The organism is Kitasatospora sp. NPDC114501, from assembly GCF_055633695.1.
This window is the reverse complement of the sequence record NZ_JBVKDS010000028.1, coordinates 38956-57317: the sequence shown is the minus strand read 5'-3', so window position 1 is coordinate 57317 and position 18362 is coordinate 38956. Positions and strand designations below refer to the sequence as shown.

Annotated in this window: 13 protein-coding genes; 4 read left to right on the top strand and 9 right to left on the bottom strand. The window is 75.5% G+C overall.

Annotation, left to right across the window (positions count from 1 at the left end; translation table 11 throughout):
• The first annotated feature begins 291 nt into the window (after positions 1-291).
• Positions 292-1695 (top strand): APC family permease, encoded by a 1404-nt coding sequence (locus tag ACZ7RU_RS35795; RefSeq protein WP_470345181.1) that lies wholly within the window; start codon positions 292-294, stop codon positions 1693-1695.
• 78 nt (positions 1696-1773) lie between these two features.
• Here ACZ7RU_RS35795 and ACZ7RU_RS35790 read toward each other — a convergent pair whose 3' ends face one another.
• The 6 genes from ACZ7RU_RS35790 to ACZ7RU_RS35765 all read right to left on the bottom strand — a co-directional run bounded on the left by ACZ7RU_RS35790 (position 1774) and on the right by ACZ7RU_RS35765 (position 7744).
• Positions 1774-3036: a hypothetical protein gene (locus ACZ7RU_RS35790; protein ID WP_470345180.1), complete on the bottom strand. Its 1263-nt coding sequence runs from the start codon at positions 3034-3036 to the stop codon at positions 1774-1776.
• 68 nt (positions 3037-3104) lie between these two features.
• Positions 3105-3644, bottom strand: coding sequence for a SigE family RNA polymerase sigma factor (locus ACZ7RU_RS35785; protein ID WP_470345179.1), 540 nt, complete (start codon positions 3642-3644; stop codon positions 3105-3107).
• A 181-nt stretch (positions 3645-3825) separates the two neighbouring features.
• Positions 3826-5076 (bottom strand): type VII secretion-associated serine protease mycosin, encoded by a 1251-nt coding sequence (mycP, locus tag ACZ7RU_RS35780; RefSeq protein ID WP_470345178.1) that lies wholly within the window; start codon positions 5074-5076, stop codon positions 3826-3828.
• A gap of 87 nt (positions 5077-5163) precedes the next feature.
• Positions 5164-5454, bottom strand: coding sequence for a WXG100 family type VII secretion target (locus ACZ7RU_RS35775; protein ID WP_401118613.1), 291 nt, complete (start codon positions 5452-5454; stop codon positions 5164-5166).
• A gap of 119 nt (positions 5455-5573) precedes the next feature.
• Complete coding sequence (locus ACZ7RU_RS35770; RefSeq protein ID WP_387760285.1) at positions 5574-5879, bottom strand: WXG100 family type VII secretion target; 306 nt, start codon at positions 5877-5879, stop codon at positions 5574-5576.
• A 182-nt stretch (positions 5880-6061) separates the two neighbouring features.
• A complete protein-coding gene (locus tag ACZ7RU_RS35765) occupies positions 6062-7744 on the bottom strand; it encodes a type VII secretion protein EccB (protein ID WP_470345177.1) in 1683 nt (560 codons plus the stop codon).
• A gap of 186 nt (positions 7745-7930) precedes the next feature.
• Here ACZ7RU_RS35765 and eccE point away from each other — a divergent pair, with 186 nt between their 5' ends.
• The 3 genes from eccE to ACZ7RU_RS35750 all read left to right on the top strand — a co-directional run bounded on the left by eccE (position 7931) and on the right by ACZ7RU_RS35750 (position 12440).
• Entirely contained in the window at positions 7931-9346 is a 1416-nt protein-coding gene (gene eccE / locus ACZ7RU_RS35760; protein ID WP_470345176.1) for a type VII secretion protein EccE, read from the top strand.
• Positions 9346-10113: a hypothetical protein gene (locus ACZ7RU_RS35755; RefSeq protein ID WP_470345175.1), complete on the top strand. Its 768-nt coding sequence runs from the start codon at positions 9346-9348 to the stop codon at positions 10111-10113. Before eccE ends, ACZ7RU_RS35755 begins: the two co-directional genes overlap by 1 nt.
• 131 nt (positions 10114-10244) lie before the next feature.
• Positions 10245-12440 (top strand): MinD/ParA family ATP-binding protein, encoded by a 2196-nt coding sequence (locus ACZ7RU_RS35750; protein ID WP_470345174.1) that lies wholly within the window; start codon positions 10245-10247, stop codon positions 12438-12440.
• A 72-nt stretch (positions 12441-12512) separates the two neighbouring features.
• Here the strand turns inward: ACZ7RU_RS35750 and ACZ7RU_RS35745 are convergent, their stop codons facing one another.
• The 3 genes from ACZ7RU_RS35745 to truB form a co-directional block, all read right to left on the bottom strand.
• Complete coding sequence (locus ACZ7RU_RS35745; protein WP_470345173.1) at positions 12513-13457, bottom strand: bifunctional riboflavin kinase/FAD synthetase; 945 nt, start codon at positions 13455-13457, stop codon at positions 12513-12515.
• A 65-nt stretch (positions 13458-13522) separates the two neighbouring features.
• Positions 13523-17224: a serine protease gene (locus ACZ7RU_RS35740; protein WP_470345172.1), complete on the bottom strand. Its 3702-nt coding sequence runs from the start codon at positions 17222-17224 to the stop codon at positions 13523-13525.
• Between the two features lie 192 nt (positions 17225-17416).
• Positions 17417-18346, bottom strand: a complete 930-nt coding sequence (gene truB, locus ACZ7RU_RS35735; protein ID WP_470345171.1) for a tRNA pseudouridine(55) synthase TruB — start codon at positions 18344-18346, stop codon at positions 17417-17419.
• Positions 18347-18362 lie beyond the last annotated feature (16 nt).

Here is an 18362-nt window from a genome sequence, read left to right as displayed (position 1 = left end):
AAGCACTACCTTTGAATCCCAGACCCGTCCCGTTTGTTCACCTTCGATTCAATCGGGATGTGGCTCAGGTAACAAGTCGGACAAAGCTCGCAATGACCGAACGTGATCATCGGATCGCATGCCTATGCGGTTCTACGCAACGGATTCCGAAGCAGTTCCGACGTTGACGCGATCAATACGCCCAAGGTTCCATTGCGGCCCGGGAGCGACTGGAACCGGACACCGAGCAACCAGCCAGCGGAGGCGATACCGCTCCCACTCCAGCACCGCACAGAGCCGATCGGAAGCCACATGACCGACACGCTTCGCCCGCCACAGACCGCGGCCGCCACGGCGGCCGAGGCGGCCGCGCCCCAACAGCTCAAGCGCTCGATCGGCGTGGTGGGCGGCACCCTGCTCACGCTGTCCTGCGTCACCCCCGCCTCGACGCTCTTCGTGATCGTGCCGGAACTGTTCTCCAGCATCGGCAGCGCCACCGCCCTGGCCATCGCGATCGGCACGGTGCTCTGCGTCGCGGTCGCGTTCTGCTACTCCGAGCTCGGCACCCTGATCCCCAGCGCCGGCGGCGAGTACGCGATGGTCGGCACCCTCGCCGGGCGGCTGATGGGCTGGCTGGTCTTCGTGCTCTCGCTGATCGTGGTGATGATCGTCCCCTCGGTCATCGCCCTCGGCACCGCCGACTACCTCGCCCCCGTCCTGCACCTGGACAAGGCCGTGACCGGCGCCGCCGTGATGCTGGCCGCCACCCTGGCCGGCCTGCTCGACCTGCGCGCCAACGCCTGGATCACCGGCGTCTTCCTGGTCCTGGAGGTCGTCGCGGCCGGCGTGGTCTCGGTGCTCGGCTTCGCCCACGCCAACAGCGACGCCCCCAGCCTGCTGCACGGCGTGGTCGCCGGGGACGGCGGCACCACCACCACGGTGAGCGTGGGCGCCATCGTCGGTGCGCTCGGCATCGCCCTGTTCATCACCCAGGGCTTCTCCACCGCGGTCTACCTGTCCGAGGAGCTGGAGAACCCCCGCCGCACCGTCTCGCGCACCGTGCTGTGGACGCTCGGCATCTCCTCCGCCGTCATCCTGGTCCCGGTCGTCGCCATCACCGTGGGCGCCCCCGACCTCCAGACCCTGGCCGCCGGCGACATCTCCGGCATGGTCACCGCCTGGAGCAACTCCGCGGTCGGAACCTTCATCAGCCTCTGCGTCGCGCTGGCCATCATCAACGCCGGCATCGTCATGGTCATCCAGAACTCCCGGGTGCTGTTCGCCTCCGCCCGTGACAAGGCCTGGCCGGAGCCGGTCAACAAGGCCTTCGGCACCCTCGGCCGGTTCGGCTCGCCGTGGGTCGCCACCCTGGCGGTCGGCCTGCCCGGCGCCGCGCTCTGCTTCGTCAAGGGCGAGCTGCTGAGCAGCATCACCGGCGTCGCCGTCACCGGGATGTACCTGCTGGTCGCGATCGCCGCGCTGCTCTCCCGCCGCGCCCACCACAAGCACGCCGCCGCCTGGCGGATGCCGCTGTGGCCGGCCGTCCCGGTCGTGCTGATCGCCGTCCTGGTCTACGTGATCACCCAGCTGGACACCGAGCCCCTGCTGTGGACCGGCGGCATCACCGCCGCCGGCGCCCTCTACTGGCTGTTCTACCTGCGCCCCCGACAGGACACCCACTGGGTGATCAGCCTCCCCGAGGACCAGCAGGACTGACCCCCCGTCCCCCACCCCCTCCCCCACACAGCGGTGCCCCGGGCCTCCCCCAGCCCGGGGCACCGCTGTGCGCGCGTCCTACTTCCCCGCCTTCCAGACCGGGTCTGCGGCGATCGCCCTCAACTGGTCGAGGGTGAGCAGTTGACGGTCACCCGGGCCCTGGGCGACCAGGACCGACATGCCGTCCGGATGCAGGACGTTCACCCCCGGCGGCTTGCCCTTGCCGTCCGGGGCGCCGCTGGTGAGCACCCGGCTGCCGTCCGGCAGGGTGACCGCGTCCTTGAACGCCCGCTCCCCCGGGTTGTCCACGTACTTCGCCCAGTTCTCCACCCGCAGCACCACCGAGCCGGTGTTCCCGCCCTGGGCCAGCTGGAAGGTGGCCGCCAGCGCACTGCCCGTGCGGCCGGTCACGGTCACCCCCGGGGGCAGCAGCCGGGCCAGGGCGGCCTCCCGCTCCTCCAGGGACAGGCCGGGGTCGACCGCTTCGACGTCGATGCCGTCGTACTGGACCGCCGCGACGACCCGGTCCCAGGACTTGTCGGTGACGATCGCCCTCAGCTGGTCGAGGGTGAGCGGCGGGTTGGGGCGGCTGTCCGGCGCGCCCTTCTCCTGGGGCGCGTTCCACTCGCTCAGGGAGATGCTCCGGCCGTCCGGGCCGGTCAGCGTGGCGCGCCACTCCTTGGTGTCGGCCCGGCTGTCCGGGTACTCGTACCCCTGCTGGAGCAGGAGCCGGGAGCCGTCCGGCAGGGTGGTGACGGTGCAGGAGTCGACCCGAGCGAGCTCGGGGTCCGACGGGCAGCCGGGCACCTGCGCCTGCCGGGGCCGGTGCTTCTGGATGCCGATCTGGATCAGCGACCTGCCCTGGCCGTCGTCGAAGACCAGGTCCGCCCCGGCGAAGGTGCCGTTCATCCGTTCGTCGTCGGTGCCGCGGCCCTTGGCCTCGGTGGTCTCGCCCTTGGGCAGCAGGGCGCGGAAGGCCGCCAGGACCTCGTCGCCGGTGACCACGGCGGTGGTCGGGGCCGGGGTCGGGGCCGAGGACACCGCCGCCGTCGGCGTGGCCGCGGGGCTGCCGCCGCCGGCCGCCGGGGCGGCGGCAGCGTTCACCGTGCCCGGGTCCTTCGCCCCCGGTGAGCTCAGGTACACCGCGCCGGAGCCCACCAGGGCCAGCGCGGCCGCGCCGCCCACCACCGCGGCGGCCGAGCGGCGGCGCCAGCGGCTCCGGCCGCGCCGGTAGCCGCCCGCGACCAGGTCCGCCTGCGCGGTCTGCTCGGCGCGGAAGCCCTCGCCCGTACGGGTGAGGGCATAGAGAAGATCGTCCTCGAACTTGTCCGGTTCGGACATGGGGTGTTCACCGTCTCCTTGCGTCGCGGGTTGCGAGAAGTGCCGTACGGGCGGGGCGGGCGCCGGCCTCAGCGGGTGGCGAGCTCGGCCAGCGAGTCGCCGAGCAGGGTGCGCAGCCGGGCCAGGGCCCGGGTGGTGCGGGTGCGGACGGCACCGGAGGAGACCCGCATGGCCTCGGCGGTCTCCTCGACGCTCCGGTCCTCCCAGTAGCGCAGCACCAGGACGGCGCGGTCCTTGGGCGGCATCCGGCCGAGCGCGTCGAGGAGGGTCAGCCGCAGGGTGCTGTCGGAGTCCCGCCCCTCCGGCTCCGGCAGGGCGTCGCTGGGGCGCTCGCCGCTGGAGCGGCGGCGCTGCTGGGCGAGGAAGGTGCGCACCATGACGGTGTGGGTGTAGGCCGCCGGGTTGTCGATCCGGCCGCGGCCGGTGAAGGCACTGCGCCGCCACAGCACGTACATCCGGCTGAGGGCCTCCTGGACGAGGTCCTCGGCGTAGTGGGTGTCGCCGCTGGTGAGCAGGCAGGCCGACCGGTACAGGTGGCCGGTCCGGCCGGAGACGAGTTCCAGGAACTCCGCGTCCTTGGCCTCCCGGCCCGCCCCGCTCCACCTCATGCGCCCTGCTCCCCCGCGGTCCGCCCGTCCTGACACTTCATCGATGCGGCGGGCGGGCGGCGGTGTTACAGGGTTTCAGCGGATCCTGGGGCGAGCCGGTCCCCGCCGTGCGGGCGCCCGGCGGCACCGGGCGCAGGTCGAGCGCGTGGGCCGGGTGTCGGCCGGGCGTCGGATCCGCGGGTCAGCCGGCGGACTTGCGCCGGTGGTCGCGCAGCACCACGCCGCCGCCGATCAGCAGGGCGACCAGCAGCGCGCCGATGCCGACGACGTACGTCGCGGTGCGGCCGTCGCGGTCGGCCTGGGTCTCGCCGAGGCCCACCGGGCGCGGCACGATCGGCGCGGCGGCGAGCTGCACCGGGGCGTCCGGGGTGGGCACGAGGGGCGCGTCGACGGGCGCCTTGGTGACGGCCTTGACCGGGTCCACCACGCCCCAGCCGATGAAGGTGTCCGGGTCGCGCTGGGTGCGCTGCGCGGTCTGCTCGATCCAGGCCCGCACCTGGGCCGCCTTCCAGCCCGGATGGGCGCCGATCAGCAGCGCGGCCAGCCCGGAGACGTACGGGGCGGCGAAGCTGGTGCCGTTGTCCACGCACTGGCCGCTCCCGGGCACGGTGGACAGCATGTCGACACCGGGCGCGGCGACCTTCACGAAGGCGCCGTACTGGGAGAACGGCGCGCGCTCGTTGTTGCGGTCGGAGGCGCCGACGGCCAGCACGGTCGGGAAGGCGCCCGGATAGGTGTCGCCCTCCTTGCCGTCGTTCCCGGTGGAGGCCACGACGACGGCCTTGTTCTCCTCGGCGTACTCGACGGCGGCCTTCAGCTCCGCGTAGCCGCCGAAGCGGGCGTCGCCCGCGCCGCGCACGTCCTGGGAGATGTTGATGACCCGGGCACCGCCCTTGACCGCCTCCCTGATCGCCACGGCGAGGGTGGAGACGTCGCCGTTGCCGTCGCTGTCGTTCTGCCGGATCGCCAGGATCCTGGCGTCGGGGGCCAGTCCGACGAAGCCGGTCTGCTTGCTGACGCGGGCGGCGATGATGCCGGCCACCTTGGTGCCGTGGCCGACCGGGTCCTCGACGGACCTGCCCTTGACCGGCTCCTTGGTCTCCCGGTTGACCAGCAGGTTGGGGCCCTCGATCACCTTGCCGTCGGCCAGCTGCGGGTTCCGGTCGTCCACCCCGGTGTCGATGACCGCGACCGTCACGCCCGCGCCGGTGGTCCTCCCGTCCTGCCACAACTCGTTCAGCAGCAGGCGCTGCAGCGACCACGGCACGGTCTTCACGTCGGGCGCGTTCTTGGGGCAGTCGCCGGCCGCGGCGAGCCCGGTCCCGTTGTCGGCGTACGCCGGGGCGGCGAGCGGACCGCCCAGCACCGCGAGCGCGGCCAGCGCCGCGGCCGCCTTCCGGTACCCGTGTCGGGACACCCTGCCACCCCTCATGTCGTCCACCCGTGCCGCGCGTCGGGGGCGGGTGCCCGGAATCCGGGTACCCGCCCCCTGCCGTTCCTCAGTCAAGGAACCCGAACGTCAGCCCCAGAGCTTGGCGTTGGCGTCCTCGGTCGTCTTGTAGCTCTGCGCGGCGTTGTCCAGCGAGGTCGCGATCTGCGAGCAGACCTGCTGGAGGTCGGCGGCGCGGGAGTCCCACTGCGCCTGGTGGGCCTGGTAGCCCTGCTGGGCGGCACCCTGCCAGCTGGCGGCGATGCGGGTGACCTGGGACTTGAGGTCGTTCAGCAGGTGGTCGATGCGGCCCGCCGAGGCGCGCACCTCCTCCGCCGCGTGGTGAACGGTCTGGAAATTGACGAGGATGTGGTCGGACACGTTGTCTCCCTAGGCGAGGGTGCGGAGCGCCACGCGGTCAGTGGCGGGCGCCCCGCAGAGCGGTGGATCGGACAGAACGGCGGTCGGCGCAGGTGCGGCGATCAGCGCGAGTGCGGTGATCAGCCCTGGGCCGAGGAGAACATCGCCTTCTGCTCCTCTTCGGTGCTCGCGTAGTGCTTGGTGGTCAGCTCGATCGCGTGCTTGATCGCGGTCAGCGACTCCTTGAGCTTCGCGATGTCCTCGTTGACCTTGTTCTGCAGGTTCGTGTAGGCCGTCGCGGCCTGGCCCTGCCAGCCGCTGGTGATGCCGGAGACCGTGCTGATCAGCTTGGTCCGCTCAGCCTCGATCTTGCCGATGGCCTCTTCGATCTGCTTGGCGAAAGCCAGCATCTCCTGCGCAGTCATCGTGAACTGACCCTGAGCCATGCTCCACCGTCCCCCATGAGACAAACATTTGCGTGCACGGACGGCCCTGCGGGCCGACCGCCACATCACCGGTGTGATGTCCAGCAGCACTGTAGTCGGCACACGCAGCTCGCCCAACACCGATCACCGAGTAGTTACCAGACCATGACACTGGTGCCAATTCGGTTACGGTGCTTGCCCCGTCAGGCGTTCTGCGGCTGGACGGCGCTCTTCGCCGTCAACGGCGGTCCGGCCGGAACCAGGTTCGACCACTCCTTCGGTACCGGCAGCGGCTGGACGCCCTGGTAGCCCAACCGCGCCTGGTTGGCGCCGGGTTCCTCCTGCTGCTGCCCGGGCTCCTGGGACGCCCCGGGGGTCGGCGTCGCACCGGGCTGCGGCGCCGGCGGCTTCGGGGCGCCGCTCTGGCCGGGCTGCGGCGAGGCGGCGGGCTGCCGGCCGCCGTCACCGTTGGACGGGACGGAGTAGCGCAACCCGGTCTCGGTGATCAGGAAGTCGGTTCCGGAGCCGGCCGTCGAGTTGTCCAACGAGCGGTAGAACAGCCCGTGACCGGGGGTCACGTACGCGGCCCCGGCGCCGTTGTTGTACGGCGCGGGGTACGAAGTCCCGGCCCACACGCTGCGCTTGGCCGTGGCACCGTCCTCGGCGACACCGTCGTAGGTGCTGCACACGACCATCCGGGCGTCCTGGCGGTCCTGCCAGTTGTTCACCGGCGCACCGGCCTTCAGCGGCCAGTCCGGCGGGGTGCCCTTCAGCCGGACGTCGCCGCCCCACTGGGCGTTGTCGGCCGGGTTCATCTCGTCGCTGCGCGGCTTCTTGTCCGGGTCGTACTTGTAGAGCATCTGGTACGCCGGGTTCTGCCGGATCAGCTCCGCCTGGAACGGGGTGACCAGGTAGAGCTGGTCCCTGCCGACCACGTAGTGGCGGTCCTGGTAGTGCACCAAGCGGCCGATCCGGCGGTCGGCCGGGTTGCTCAGCTCCACCTTGGAGTTGGCGCCCTGGCTGTCGGCGATCCCCTCGACCTGCGGGAAGGTGATCGGGGTGGCGTTCACCAGGGTCTCCAGCCAGTCCCGCTTGACCCGCTGCGGCACCGCGTTGGGCCCGAACACCGCGGTGATCAGCGCCTTGCGCTCCTTGTCGTCCGACTGCGGGGTGCCGATCTGGTGCTTGCGGCCCTGCGCGTCGACCAGGTACACCGCCGCGCCCGCGGTGGCCGGCTGGCCCGGCGCAGGCGCGGCCGAGACCTGCTGCTCGTCGGCCTGCTGCACCAGCATCAGCTGGTCCGGGCCGAGCATCCGGTCCTTCGCCGCCAGCGCCACCGCGTCCGCGCCGGCCGCCACGAACACCGCCTGGTTGACGGTCTCCTGCTTGTCGTCCGAACCCGGGCGGTCGCACACCGCCCACTTCATCGGCTTGCTCGCGTTGTCCGTGGTCGGCAGCTTGTCCGGCGCGTACGGGATGCCGATCGTCGGCCCGTGGTTGGGGTACCGGTCGAGCACCCCGTCGTCCACCACCACGACCTTGGCGCCCGCGGGCAGCACCAGCCGCGCCGAGGACATGTTGAGCACCTGGTGCAGCCGCTTGGTCTTGTTGTCCTGGTCGAGGAGCACCACGTAGCGGGTGGTCGACTGCTTGCCCTGGATGATGTTCTTGCCGTCGTCCCACTTCACCGGCGCGCTCGGCTTGAAGACCCCCCAGAGCCCGAACCCGGCCACGACCACCGCCCCGGCCAGCACACTCGGCAGCACCGCCTTCACCGGACGCGGCGCGTCCTCGTCGCTGCCGCCGCCGGCGGGCAGCAGGAAGGCGCCCACCGTGCGCTTGCGGGCGAAGGTGTACGCGTTCAGCTCGTCCCGGCGCGATGCCATACCTCGTCGTCCCCCTTGTCAGACGTCGTCGGGCGTTGTCAGACCGACCGCCCCCGTGGTCACCCGCCGGGCACGAACCGGCGCGAACCCTCTACGATGCGGCAGCAGACGGTGAGTACGGTACGGGTACGGTCCGCGACACAGCCAGCCGGGCCGCGACAACGGATCAGAGAGGGCCACCGGGGGATGCCAAGCCAGACCGCTCCAGGACGCCGCCGCAGCGCGGGCGGCGGGAGGTCGCGACGGGCCGGCCGGGCTCAGCGCGGCGCGCCGACGACCGAGACCGGAACCGGGACCGCCCGGCCGCAGCCGACCGGCGGCGGGGGCGGCGGAGCCGTCCAGGTCCGGGTCAACCCCCGACCGGGGCTGCTCGGCGGGCGGCTGAAGCTCCAGCAGCTCGTCCTGGTCGAGGTCGCGGCGGCGCTGGTCGCCGTGGGCTGGACGATCAGCCGCCCGGTCGCGGCCGGCTTCGGCGCGGTCGCGCTGGTGCTGCTCGTGCTCGCGCTCGTCCCGGTGCGCGGCCGCACCGTCCCGGAACTGCTGCGGGTCCGCGCCGCCCTCAAGTCCCGCCGCAAGCAGGCCAGGACGCTGCTGCCGCCGGCCGGCACCGACCCGGCGCTGGCGCCGGCGCTGGAGCTCGAACCGGGGCTGCGCACCTGCACCCACGCCACCGAGGCCGAGTTCGGCGGCCGCCCGGTCCGCCGGGAGACCGGCATGGTCGGCGACGGGACCTTCCTCAGCTCGGTGCTGCTCGTCCAGGCCAAGGACCAGCCGCTGCGCCCGGTGCGCACCGCGCTGCCGCTGCCGCTGGACGTGATCTGCTCGGCGCTCACGGTGGACGACATCACCCTGGAGTCGGTGCAGCTGGTCCAGCACACCCAGCCCGCCCCGGCCCCGCACCTGCCCGAGCAGTCGCTGGCCGCCCGCGCCTACCGCGAGCTGCCGGACGGCACCTCCACCCCCGGGCTGCGGCTGACCTGGATCGCCCTCAAGCTCGACCCGGAGCGCGCGGCGACCGCCGTCCGGGCCCGCGGCGGCGGCGAGGAGGGCGCCCGCAAGGCGCTGCAACGGGTCACCGACCAGCTGGCCGGCCGGCTGAACAGCGCCGGCTTCAACGCGACCGTGCTGGACGAGCGCGAGCTGATCGCCGCGCTGGCCATCTCCACCTGCGCCAACCCGATCGCGGTGGCCGGCCGGCAGGGCACCGGCAGCGGCGGCGGGACCACCCGCCGCACCCAGGAGGGCAACCGGTTCTGGCGGATCGACGACCGCTGGCACACCACGTACGGGATCTCCCGCTGGCCGCAGCTGAGCCGCCCCGGCGGCGCCCCCGGCCGGGTCGCCGCGCCGGACCTGGTCAACCTGATCACCGGGTCCCCGGCCCTCGCCAGCACCTTCAGCCTGACCGCCGGGCACGGCACCGGCGGCTCGGTGACGGTCAGCGGGCACCTGCGGGTGACCGGCCGCAGCGAGAGCGAGGTCGGCCAGGTCGGCCGCCAGGTGGAGACCCGGGCCCAGAGCACCGGGCTCGGTCTCGTCCGGCTCGACCTGGAGCAGGCCCCCGGCATGCTCGCCACCCTGCCGCTCGGAGGGGCTTCCTGATGGCCTACCAGACCTATCCCACCGTCGGCCCGCAGCCGGGCACCGAGCAGCGCCGGGCCCGGCCGCGGATCCTGCCCGGCTTCGGCCTGCGGGGCCCGCGCCGGGAGAAGCACGTGCTGGAGTCGGCCGACCTCGCGGCGCTGGCCTTCCCGGTCGGCGACGACGGCGTGGTGATCGGCGTCGACCCGCAGGGGCTGCCCGCGGTGCTCGGCCTGTTCCGCCCGACCTCGTACGACCTGGTGCTCGTCGGCGGCATGTGGACGGCACAGGTCATCGCGCTGCGGGCGGCCGCGATCGGCGCCCGGGTCGCGGTGGAGACCGCCCGCGGACAGCTGTGGGGCCCGATGGCCCAGGCGGCCGGCGGCGGGCAGCCGTGCGTGACGATCCACCAGGTCGGCCGGCTCGGCCCGCAGGGCGCCTCGGTGGCCTCGCCGGTGCTGGTGGTGCGCGACCTCGGCGCCCGCCCGCCGCGCAGCCGGCTCTCCGCCGCGCCCTGGCAGACCACCCTGACGCTGCTGCCCTACCTGGGCCCGAACGCCTCCCGGGTGCTGAACGCCGCCGACCTGGTCGGCGTGCAGCGGATCTCGCCGCAGGAGGCCGAGCTGACCGGCCGGGTGCTGTCGCTGCCGCCGGAGGACGTGGCCGCGCTGCCCACCCTCGGCGACGACCTCACCCTGTGGGCGACCCGGATGCGGCGCCAGTACGTACGGGCCGTGGCGGGGCAGGCCGAACAGCAGGTGCTCGGCGGGCCGCGCCGGATGGACTGAGCGGCGGCTCGCCGCACCGGGCGGGCCGACGGGGATCCGAAGCCGCCTTCAACGGGGGTTGCCGTAGCGCCTAGTCTTTGATGCGGCAACGGCACCGCTGAACAAGCGGCGGCGAACACGAGGGAGCCAGAGTGAGCAGCGATCGGGACGGCGTCTACGTCGGCGACAACGCGGCGGAGGACGACGACGACTGGTCGGACGCGCCTGACTACACTCCCCCGTCCTGGTACGTGCAGACCGAGCCGGCGGCTCCGGGCGCGGCCGGTGCGGCTCCGGGCGCGGCCGACGCCCAGGCGCCCGCCGCCGCTCCGGCGCAGGCCCAGCAGGCTCCGGCCCAGCAGTCCGCCCCCGGGGGCGCACCGGCGCAGCAGCACGGCCAGGCCCAGGCCCAGGCCCAGGCCCAGGCTTCGGTGCCCGGCCAGGGCGCGGCGCCGGCGGTTGAGGCCGTGCCGGCCGCCGCCCCTGCTCCGACGCCCGCACCTGCGCCCGTGCCCGCCGCGCCGGTCCCGACGGTGCAGGCCGAGGCGCAGCACGTCCCGTTCCCGGCGGCCGCCCCGACTCCGCCGGCCGCCGAGCAGCCGCAGGCCGGTGCCCCGGCCTGGGCGGTGCCGGAGGCCGCGGCGCAGCAGCCCGGACAGCCCCAGGCCGCCCAGCCGCAGCCGTACCCGGCGACCGCCGCGACCGCGCAGCCGGGGCAGCCCGGGCCGACCGCCCAACCGGTCCAGCAGGGGCAGCCGGTCCAGCCGGTCCAGCCGGTCCAGCCGCAGAACTTCGCGCAGCCGCCGGTGCAGCAGGCCCCGCCGCAGCACCCCCAGGACCCGCAGGGCCCGTCGGCGGCCTGGGACCCGCAGGCCGCGTGGGCCGCGCAGCAGGCACAGCTGGCACAGCAGGCCGCCGCCCCGCAGCAGACCGGCCCGGTGCCGCAGCCCGGCCCGGTGGACCCGCGCCAGGGCGGCTGGCCGCAGCCGGCCGCGTACCAGCAGCCGCCCCAGCCGCACCCCGGCCCGCAGGCCCAGCCGACGCAGCCCCAGCCCGGGCAGCCGCAGCCGGGGCCCGGACAGCCCTGGCAGCAGCCGCAGTCCCCGCAGCCCAGCGCGTTCCAGCAGGCCGCCGCCCCGCAGCAGACCGCGCACGGCGCGCCGCTCGGCTACACCGCCGCCGTCGAGCTGTCCTCGGACCGGCTGCTGCGCAGCCAGCCCAAGCAGCAGCGCCAGCAGCCGCGCTTCCAGTTCGGCGGCAAGGCCGCGGCGGCCGAGAAGGCCCGCAAGCTGGAGATCATCCGCACCCCGGTGCTGAGCTGCTACCGGATCGCCGTGATCAGCCTCAAGGGCGGCGTCGGCAAGACCACGACCACCACCGCGCTCGGCGCGACCCTGGCCAGCGAGCGCCAGGACAAGGTGATCGCGATCGACGCCAACCCGGACGCCGGCACCCTGGGCCGCCGGGTCAAGCGCCAGACCGGCGCGACCATCCGCGACCTGGTGACGGCCATCCCGCACCTGCGCAGCTACATGGACATCCGTCAGTTCACCTCGCAGGACCTGAACTCGGGTCTGGAGATCCTGGCGAACGACGTCGACCCGGCGGTCTCGACCACCTTCAACGACTCGGACTACCGCCAGGTGATCGACGTGCTGGGCCGCCAGTACCCGATCATCCTGACCGACTCCGGCACCGGCCTGCTGTACAGCGCGATGCGCGGGGTGCTGGACCTGGCCGACCAGCTGATCATCGTCTCCACCCCCAGCGTGGACGGTGCCTCCAGCGCCTCGACCACCCTCGACTGGCTCTCCGCGCACGGTTACGCGGACCTGGTGCAGCGCAGCATCACGGTGGTCTCCGGGGTGCGCGAGACCAGCAAGATGATCAAGGTCGAGGACATCGTCGCGCACTTCCAGACCCGCTGCCGCGGCGTGATCGTGGTGCCGTTCGACGAGAGCCTGGCGGCCGGCGCCGAGGTCAACCTCGACATGATGCGGCCCAAGGTCCGGGAGGCCTACTTCGAGCTGGCCACCCTGGTCGGCGAGGACATCGTCCGGGCCCAGCAGGCCGCCGCCCAGCAGGCCGGCTGGCAGCAGCAGGCCCAGGCGCAGCCGGGCTACCCCGGCGGCCAGCCGCAGCCGTACGCCGACCCGCAGCAGCAGCCCCAGGCCTACCCGCAGCAGGCCGGCCAGCCCGCCCCCGGGGCGCCGTGGGCCCCGCAGCCCGGCCAGGCCCCGCCGCCCCCGCCCGGCTACGGCTACCCCCAGCAGCCCGCTCCCGGGGCGCCCTGGCCGCAGCAGCCGGGGCCGGGCTACGGCTACCCGCCGCAGGCCCCCCAGCAGTGAGACGACGGAAGGGGCCCACCGACACCAGGTCGGTGGGCCCCTTCCGTCGTCCCGGCGCCCGGAGGCCGCCGGTCAGACGCCGTCGGTCAGCTCGCGGGCCCGCTTGACGTCGTCGGCCATCCGGTCCAGCAGCGCGTCGATGGAGTCGAACTTCTCCATCCCGCGCAGGTAGGCCAGGAAGTCCACGGCCACGTGCAGCCCGTACAGGTCCAGGCCGACCCGGTCGATGGCGTACGCCTCCACGGTGCGGGCGGTGCCGTCGAAGGTCGGGTTGGTGCCGACCGAGATCGCCGCCGGCATCCGCTCGCCGTCCGCGGTCAGCCAGCCCGCGTACACGCCGTCGGCCGGGACCGCGCTGTGCGGCACGGTCTCGACGTTGGCGGTCGGGTAGCCCAGCTCGCGGCCGCGCTGCGCGCCGCGCACCACCACGCCCTCGACCCGGTGCGGGCGGCCCAGCACCTCGTTGGCGCCGGCCATGTCCCCGGTCTCCACCAGCCGGCGGGTCAGGCTGGAGGAGAACGGCTGGCCGTCCCCGGCCGTGCCGCACACCTGGAGGTCGATGACCTCGACCTCGAAGTCGTCCGCCCGGCCCAGCTCGCCGAGCAGCGCGACGTCCCCCGCGGCCCGGTGCCCGAAGCGGAAGTTGGGGCCCTCGATGACGACCCGCGCGTGCAGCGCGTCCACCAGCACCTGCCGCACGAAGGTCTCCGGGGACTCCTTGGAGAACTCCGTGGTGAACGGCAGCACCAGCACCGCGTCCACGCCCAGCTCCGCGATCAGCTCGGCGCGGCGCGGGTGCGGCGCGAGCAGCGGCGGGTGGCTGCCCGGGCGGATGACCTCGCGCGGGTGCGGGTCGAAGGTCACCACCACCGACGGGATGCCGAGTTCGCGGGCCCGCTCGACCGCCCGCCCGATGATCAGCTGATGCCCGCGGTGCACCCCGTCGAACGAGCCGATGGTGACGACGCTGCGTCCCCAGTCACCGGGGATCTCCTCCAGGCCACGCCAGCGCTGCACCTGACCGCTCCTTGTTCCCTACGGCGCGTACCCTCTGTACGCTCAAACGCTCAAAACCCGAACCCCTATAGCGTGCCATGCGCCTGCCCCGGCTCAGGCACCGGAATACGGGTTGAGCCCATCGAGGGCTCCGCAGGCCGCCCGGACACCGTCCGTTCGGCCTCGGCGGCGGCGTACTGCGGGTCCCGTCCGGCCGCCGCCAGAGCCCGCATCCGGGCCAGCCGGGGGCCGTCCGGAGCGGTCGGCGCGGCCCCGGACGGCCACCGGGCGAGCAGCCGGGCGAAGGCCGCCGACCGCCCGGCGCAGCGCACCAGCAGCTCGTCCGCGCCCGGCAGCCCCGGGACGGCCCGGGCCAGCACCGCCCGGGCCCGGGCCGGGTTCTCGGCCGCGCAGTGCTCGGCGAGCCGCTCCACGACGGCGGTCAGCACCACCGGGTCGGCCTCGGCGGCGAGCAGGGCGTCCAGCAGCTCGCAGCGCAGCGCGTCCGCCGCCGGGTCGGCCACCGGGACGGACAGCACCTCGGCGAACGGGCGCCGGACGGCCGCGCTGCGGGCGGCCAGCGCGGCGTCGAGCAGCGCCCGCAGCTCCGTCCGGCCGGCCGGGTGGACGCCGGCGGCGCGTCCCAGCCGGCGGCCGAGGTAGTCGACGGCGACCGGACCGGCCGCCACCGGGTGGGTGCGCAGCAGCCGGGCGGCCAGCTCGGCGCCCCGCCGGACGGCCGCCGGGGCGGTGGCGTCGGCGAGCACCCGCAGCGTCTCGGCGGGGGCCGCGCCGGGGACGGCCGACCGGTCGGCGAGCGCGGCCAGGACGGCCTCCGGGTCGCTCTCCAGGGCCGGGGCGAGCGCCCGCGGGGTGAGGAAGGCGTCGCCGCCCGCCCGGAGCCGGGCGAGCGCGGCCGGCAGGTACTCGGCCCTGGTCGCCGGATCGCCGACCAGCAGCGCCAGCGCGGCCCCGTGCAGGCCGGGCTCGTCCTCGCGGGCGAGCAGGGTCAGCGCGGTGTACCGCAGCAGCTCGGCCCCGGCACCGGAGGCGTACGGGGCGGTCCGCAGCGCGTGCACGGCGGCCGCGACGTGCCGTTCGGGCCGCCGGTCGTGGCTCCAGCGGTCCACCGCCCGGCAGAGCGCGGACGGCTCCTCGGCGGCGAGCACGGTGAGCAGCGCGTCCGCCCCCGGGTGCGCGGCGGCGGCCAGCGCGTCGGCCAACTCGTCCAGGGCGAGCCGCCGGTGGGCGTACAGCAGGTCGTGGGCGAGGCCGGCCACGGTGCGGCCGGGGCGGCCCGGCAGGCCGCGCGGGTCCCCGAACCAGGCGCAGAGCGGCGGGAAGACCGCGACCGGGTCGGCGCGCAGCCGCTCGGCCACCACGGCGAGGAAGCGCTGCCCGGGGCCGTCGGCTGCCACCAGGCGGCGCAGCAGGGCGAGTTCGTCCTCGACGGGCAGGCCCAGGCCGGTCCAGAAGGCCGGGCCGAAGCGGCCGAGCCCGGCCGCCGGGAGCGCCACCGCGCCCGCCGCGCCGGCCCGTTCGGCGATCCGGTCGGCCAACTGGCCGAGCAGCGCCCGGTGTTCGGCCGGGTCCGGGCTGGCGGCGAGGCCCTCGGCGAGCAACCGGGCCGCCCACCAGGAGGGTTCGCTGCCCGGCGGGCGCAGGTCCAGGGCGCGCCAGATCCGGTGCAGCCACGGGTCCAGGGCGCCGGCGCCCCAGGTCTCGGCCACCCGGCGCAGCGCGGCGGCGACCGGGCCGATCCGGTGCCGGGCGACGGCGTGCGCTTCGGCGGCCGGCTCCCCCGTCCGGTGGTCGCCGGGGTCACCCGGCCGGTGGCCGTCCGGGTCCTCCGCCCGGTGGCGGCCGGGCTCCGCCGCCTCGTCGGCGGGCCGGGGCGGGGTGTCCTCGGCCTCCCCGAGCAGCTGCCGCAGCGCCGCGTCCAGGTCCAGGTGCCGGCCCTGCAGCCAGTCCGCGAACTCCCCGTGCGCGAAGCGGAATCCGGGCCCGGCCGGGACGAACAGGCCCTCGGCGAGCACCGCCGCGGCCCAGCCGCCCTCGGCCGGGAACAGCTCCTCGAAGACGGTCCGGTCCAGGCCGCCGCCCGCCGGGCCGCCGAGCATCCGCCGGGCCGCCTCGTGCACCCGCCCGGCGACCACCGCCGCGAGCCGGCGCACCCGCCGGTGCCGGGGCCCGTCCGGCCGCGGCGCACCCCGGCGGTGGGCACCGGGGCGGCGCGGCCGGGCGTCCTCCAGCCGCTGGGCCACCCGCAGGCAGCGCAGGTCCAGGAAGGCCTCGAACAGGTCGCCCCGGCGCACCGGCCCGTCGTGCAGCCCCTGGGCCCACAGCTCCCCGGCCAGCCGGACGGCCAGCGGGTGCCGGGCGTCCTCGGCGGCGGCCGGGCGGCCCGGCGGCAGCCCGTACCGGCGGCGCACCCGCTCGGCCGCCTCGGGGGGCAGCGGGCCGAGCCGGTGCCCGGCCAGGCTCGGCCCGCCCGGGCCGCGGCCGTCCATCCGCACGGTGGGCGCGCTGCTCAGGTCGCCGTCCGGGTGCGGCTCCGCCGTCCGGCGGGGGCCGGCGGCGCCGCTGCCCCAGGTCTCGGCCGCGAGCCGCTCCCACAGCTCCTCCCCGCAGGCGGTCACCAGCCGGGCGCCGCAGCCGGTCAGCCACTGGCCGGCGCCGCGCAGCCAGCGCGCGTCCACCGGCAGCGGGGCCTCCTCGGGGCCGTCCAGGACCACCAGCAGCGGACGGCCGGCCGCCGCGCACAGCGCCGCCACCGGTTCGGCCGCGGGCGCCGGGGTGCCGAGGCCGGCCGCCGCGGCGGCCAGTGCCCGCTCCACCGGCTCGGCGAGCGAGCGGTCCCCGGCGCGCAGGTCGGCGCCGCGCAGCCAGAGGGTGGGCAGCGGCCGGGCGCCGCCGTGCCGGTGGGCGGCCAGCGCGGCCAGTTCGGTGGTGCGCCCGCTGCCGGGGGCGCCGACCAGCACGGTGACGGTCGCGGCCGGCTCGTCCCCGGTCAGGCCGTCCGGTCGGTCCACCCGGTCGGCGGCCAGCCGGGCCACCCGGCCCGGTCCGGCGCCGGCGGCCGTCACCTGGGCGGCGGCCAGCCGCAGCACCCCGGCCAGGTTGAGCGCCGGGCCGTAGCAGGGCACCGCGGCCGCGTTGCGCGCCAGCAGCCCGGCCAGCGCCTCGGCGGCCTCCGTCCCGCCCACGGGGCCCGCCCCGGCCGCCACGGTCCCCACCGCCACGGCCGGCAGCGCCCCGCCGTGCCAGGGCCCGCGGACGGCGGGCGCGGCCAGCGCGACCACCGCCCCGCTGCGGGCGTCCAGCACCGGAGAGCCGGCCGGCACCGCGACCCCGCCGACCACCGGCACGTCCAGCAGCAGCACCCCGCCCAGCCGGTGCCCGCCGTACGCCGCGCCGGTGACCCCGAGCAGCCCGCAGCGCAGCACGACCACCCGCTCGTCCTCCGCGGCCAGCGCGGGCAGCAGCACCTCCTGCCCGGCCGCGACGGCGGCCAGCGGCAGCGGGGGCACCGGCAGCCCGCCCGCCGGCCCGGTGCGCAGCAGCGCGAGCCCGTGCCCCGGCAGCGGCAGCACGGCGTCCGGGCCGAGCACCCTGGTCCGCCCGCCGGGGGCGTGCAGGACGATCCGGTCCAGTCCGGCGACGCCCTCGTGCGCCGTCAGCACGCTCCCCTGCGGGTCGGCGACGAACCCCAGGCCGTGCAGCCGCCCGTCGAGGTCGCGGATCCGCAGCAGGCACCGCCCCGGATCGCCCTCCGGAAACCCCGGCATCTCGTGCCCCTTCGGCCGTCGCTCGCTCGCCGCCGGGAGCCTGCCCGCCGGGGCGGCGACCCGACCGCACCCGCGCCGCCCACCACCGGCGTTCACTCCGCGCGCTCCCCCGCGCGGGTGAAGCGGCCCCGGGAACGGCGGAGCCCCCGTCGGGATGACTCCCGACAGGGGCTCCGAACAGCGGCGGGGCCGTCAGCCGACGAAGACCGCGACCGGCTTCGCCTGCCCGCCCTTCTCCTCGACCAGCGCGAGGAAGCGCCCGTCCGGCCCGAACACCGCGATCGGCCCGTCCACGCCCATCCCGGGCGCCTTCAGCCGGGAGCCGTGCGACAGCTTCTCCGCCGAGGCCTCGTCCAGGTCCCAGCGCGGGAAGGCGGCCGCCGCGGCCTGCCCGATCGGCAGCACCTGCAACCCCTCCGGGGACTCTCCGGTGACCGCGGCCTCCAGCTGCTCCAGGGTGTGCGCCGACTCCACCCCGTACGGCCCGACCTTGGTGCGCCGCAGCGCGGTCAGGTGCCCGCCGACGCCCAGCCCGGCGCCCAGGTCCCGGGCGAGCGCCCGGATGTAGGTGCCGGAGGAGCACTCGACGGTGACGTCCAGGTCGATCACCGGCGTGCCGTCCTCGGCGACCGCCGCGCGCTGCCCGTGCACGGTGAAGGAGTGGATCGTGGTCGGCCGGGCGGCGAGCTCGAACTCCTCGCCCTCGCGCACCCGCGCGTACGAGCGCTTGCCGTCGATCTTGATCGCGCTGACCTTGGACGGCACCTGCATGATCTCGCCGGTGAGCGCCGCGATCCCGGCGTCGATCGCCTCCCGGGTGACGGCGTCGGCCGGGGCCGAGGAGGTGACCTCGCCCTCGCGGTCGTCGGTGACGGTGGTCTGGCCGAGCCGGATGGTCGCCTCGTAGGTCTTGGCGGTGAGCATCAGGTGGCCGAGCAGCCGGGTGGCCCGCTCGACGCCGATCACCAGGACGCCGGTGGCCATCGGGTCCAGGGTGCCGGCGTGCCCGACCTTCCGGGTCCCGGCCAGCCACCGCAGCTTGGCGACGACCCCGTGCGAGGTGATGCCCTCGGGCTTGTCGACGATCACCAGGCCGTCCGGGCCGGTGCCTTTGCGCTTCATCGGGTTCTTTCTCTCA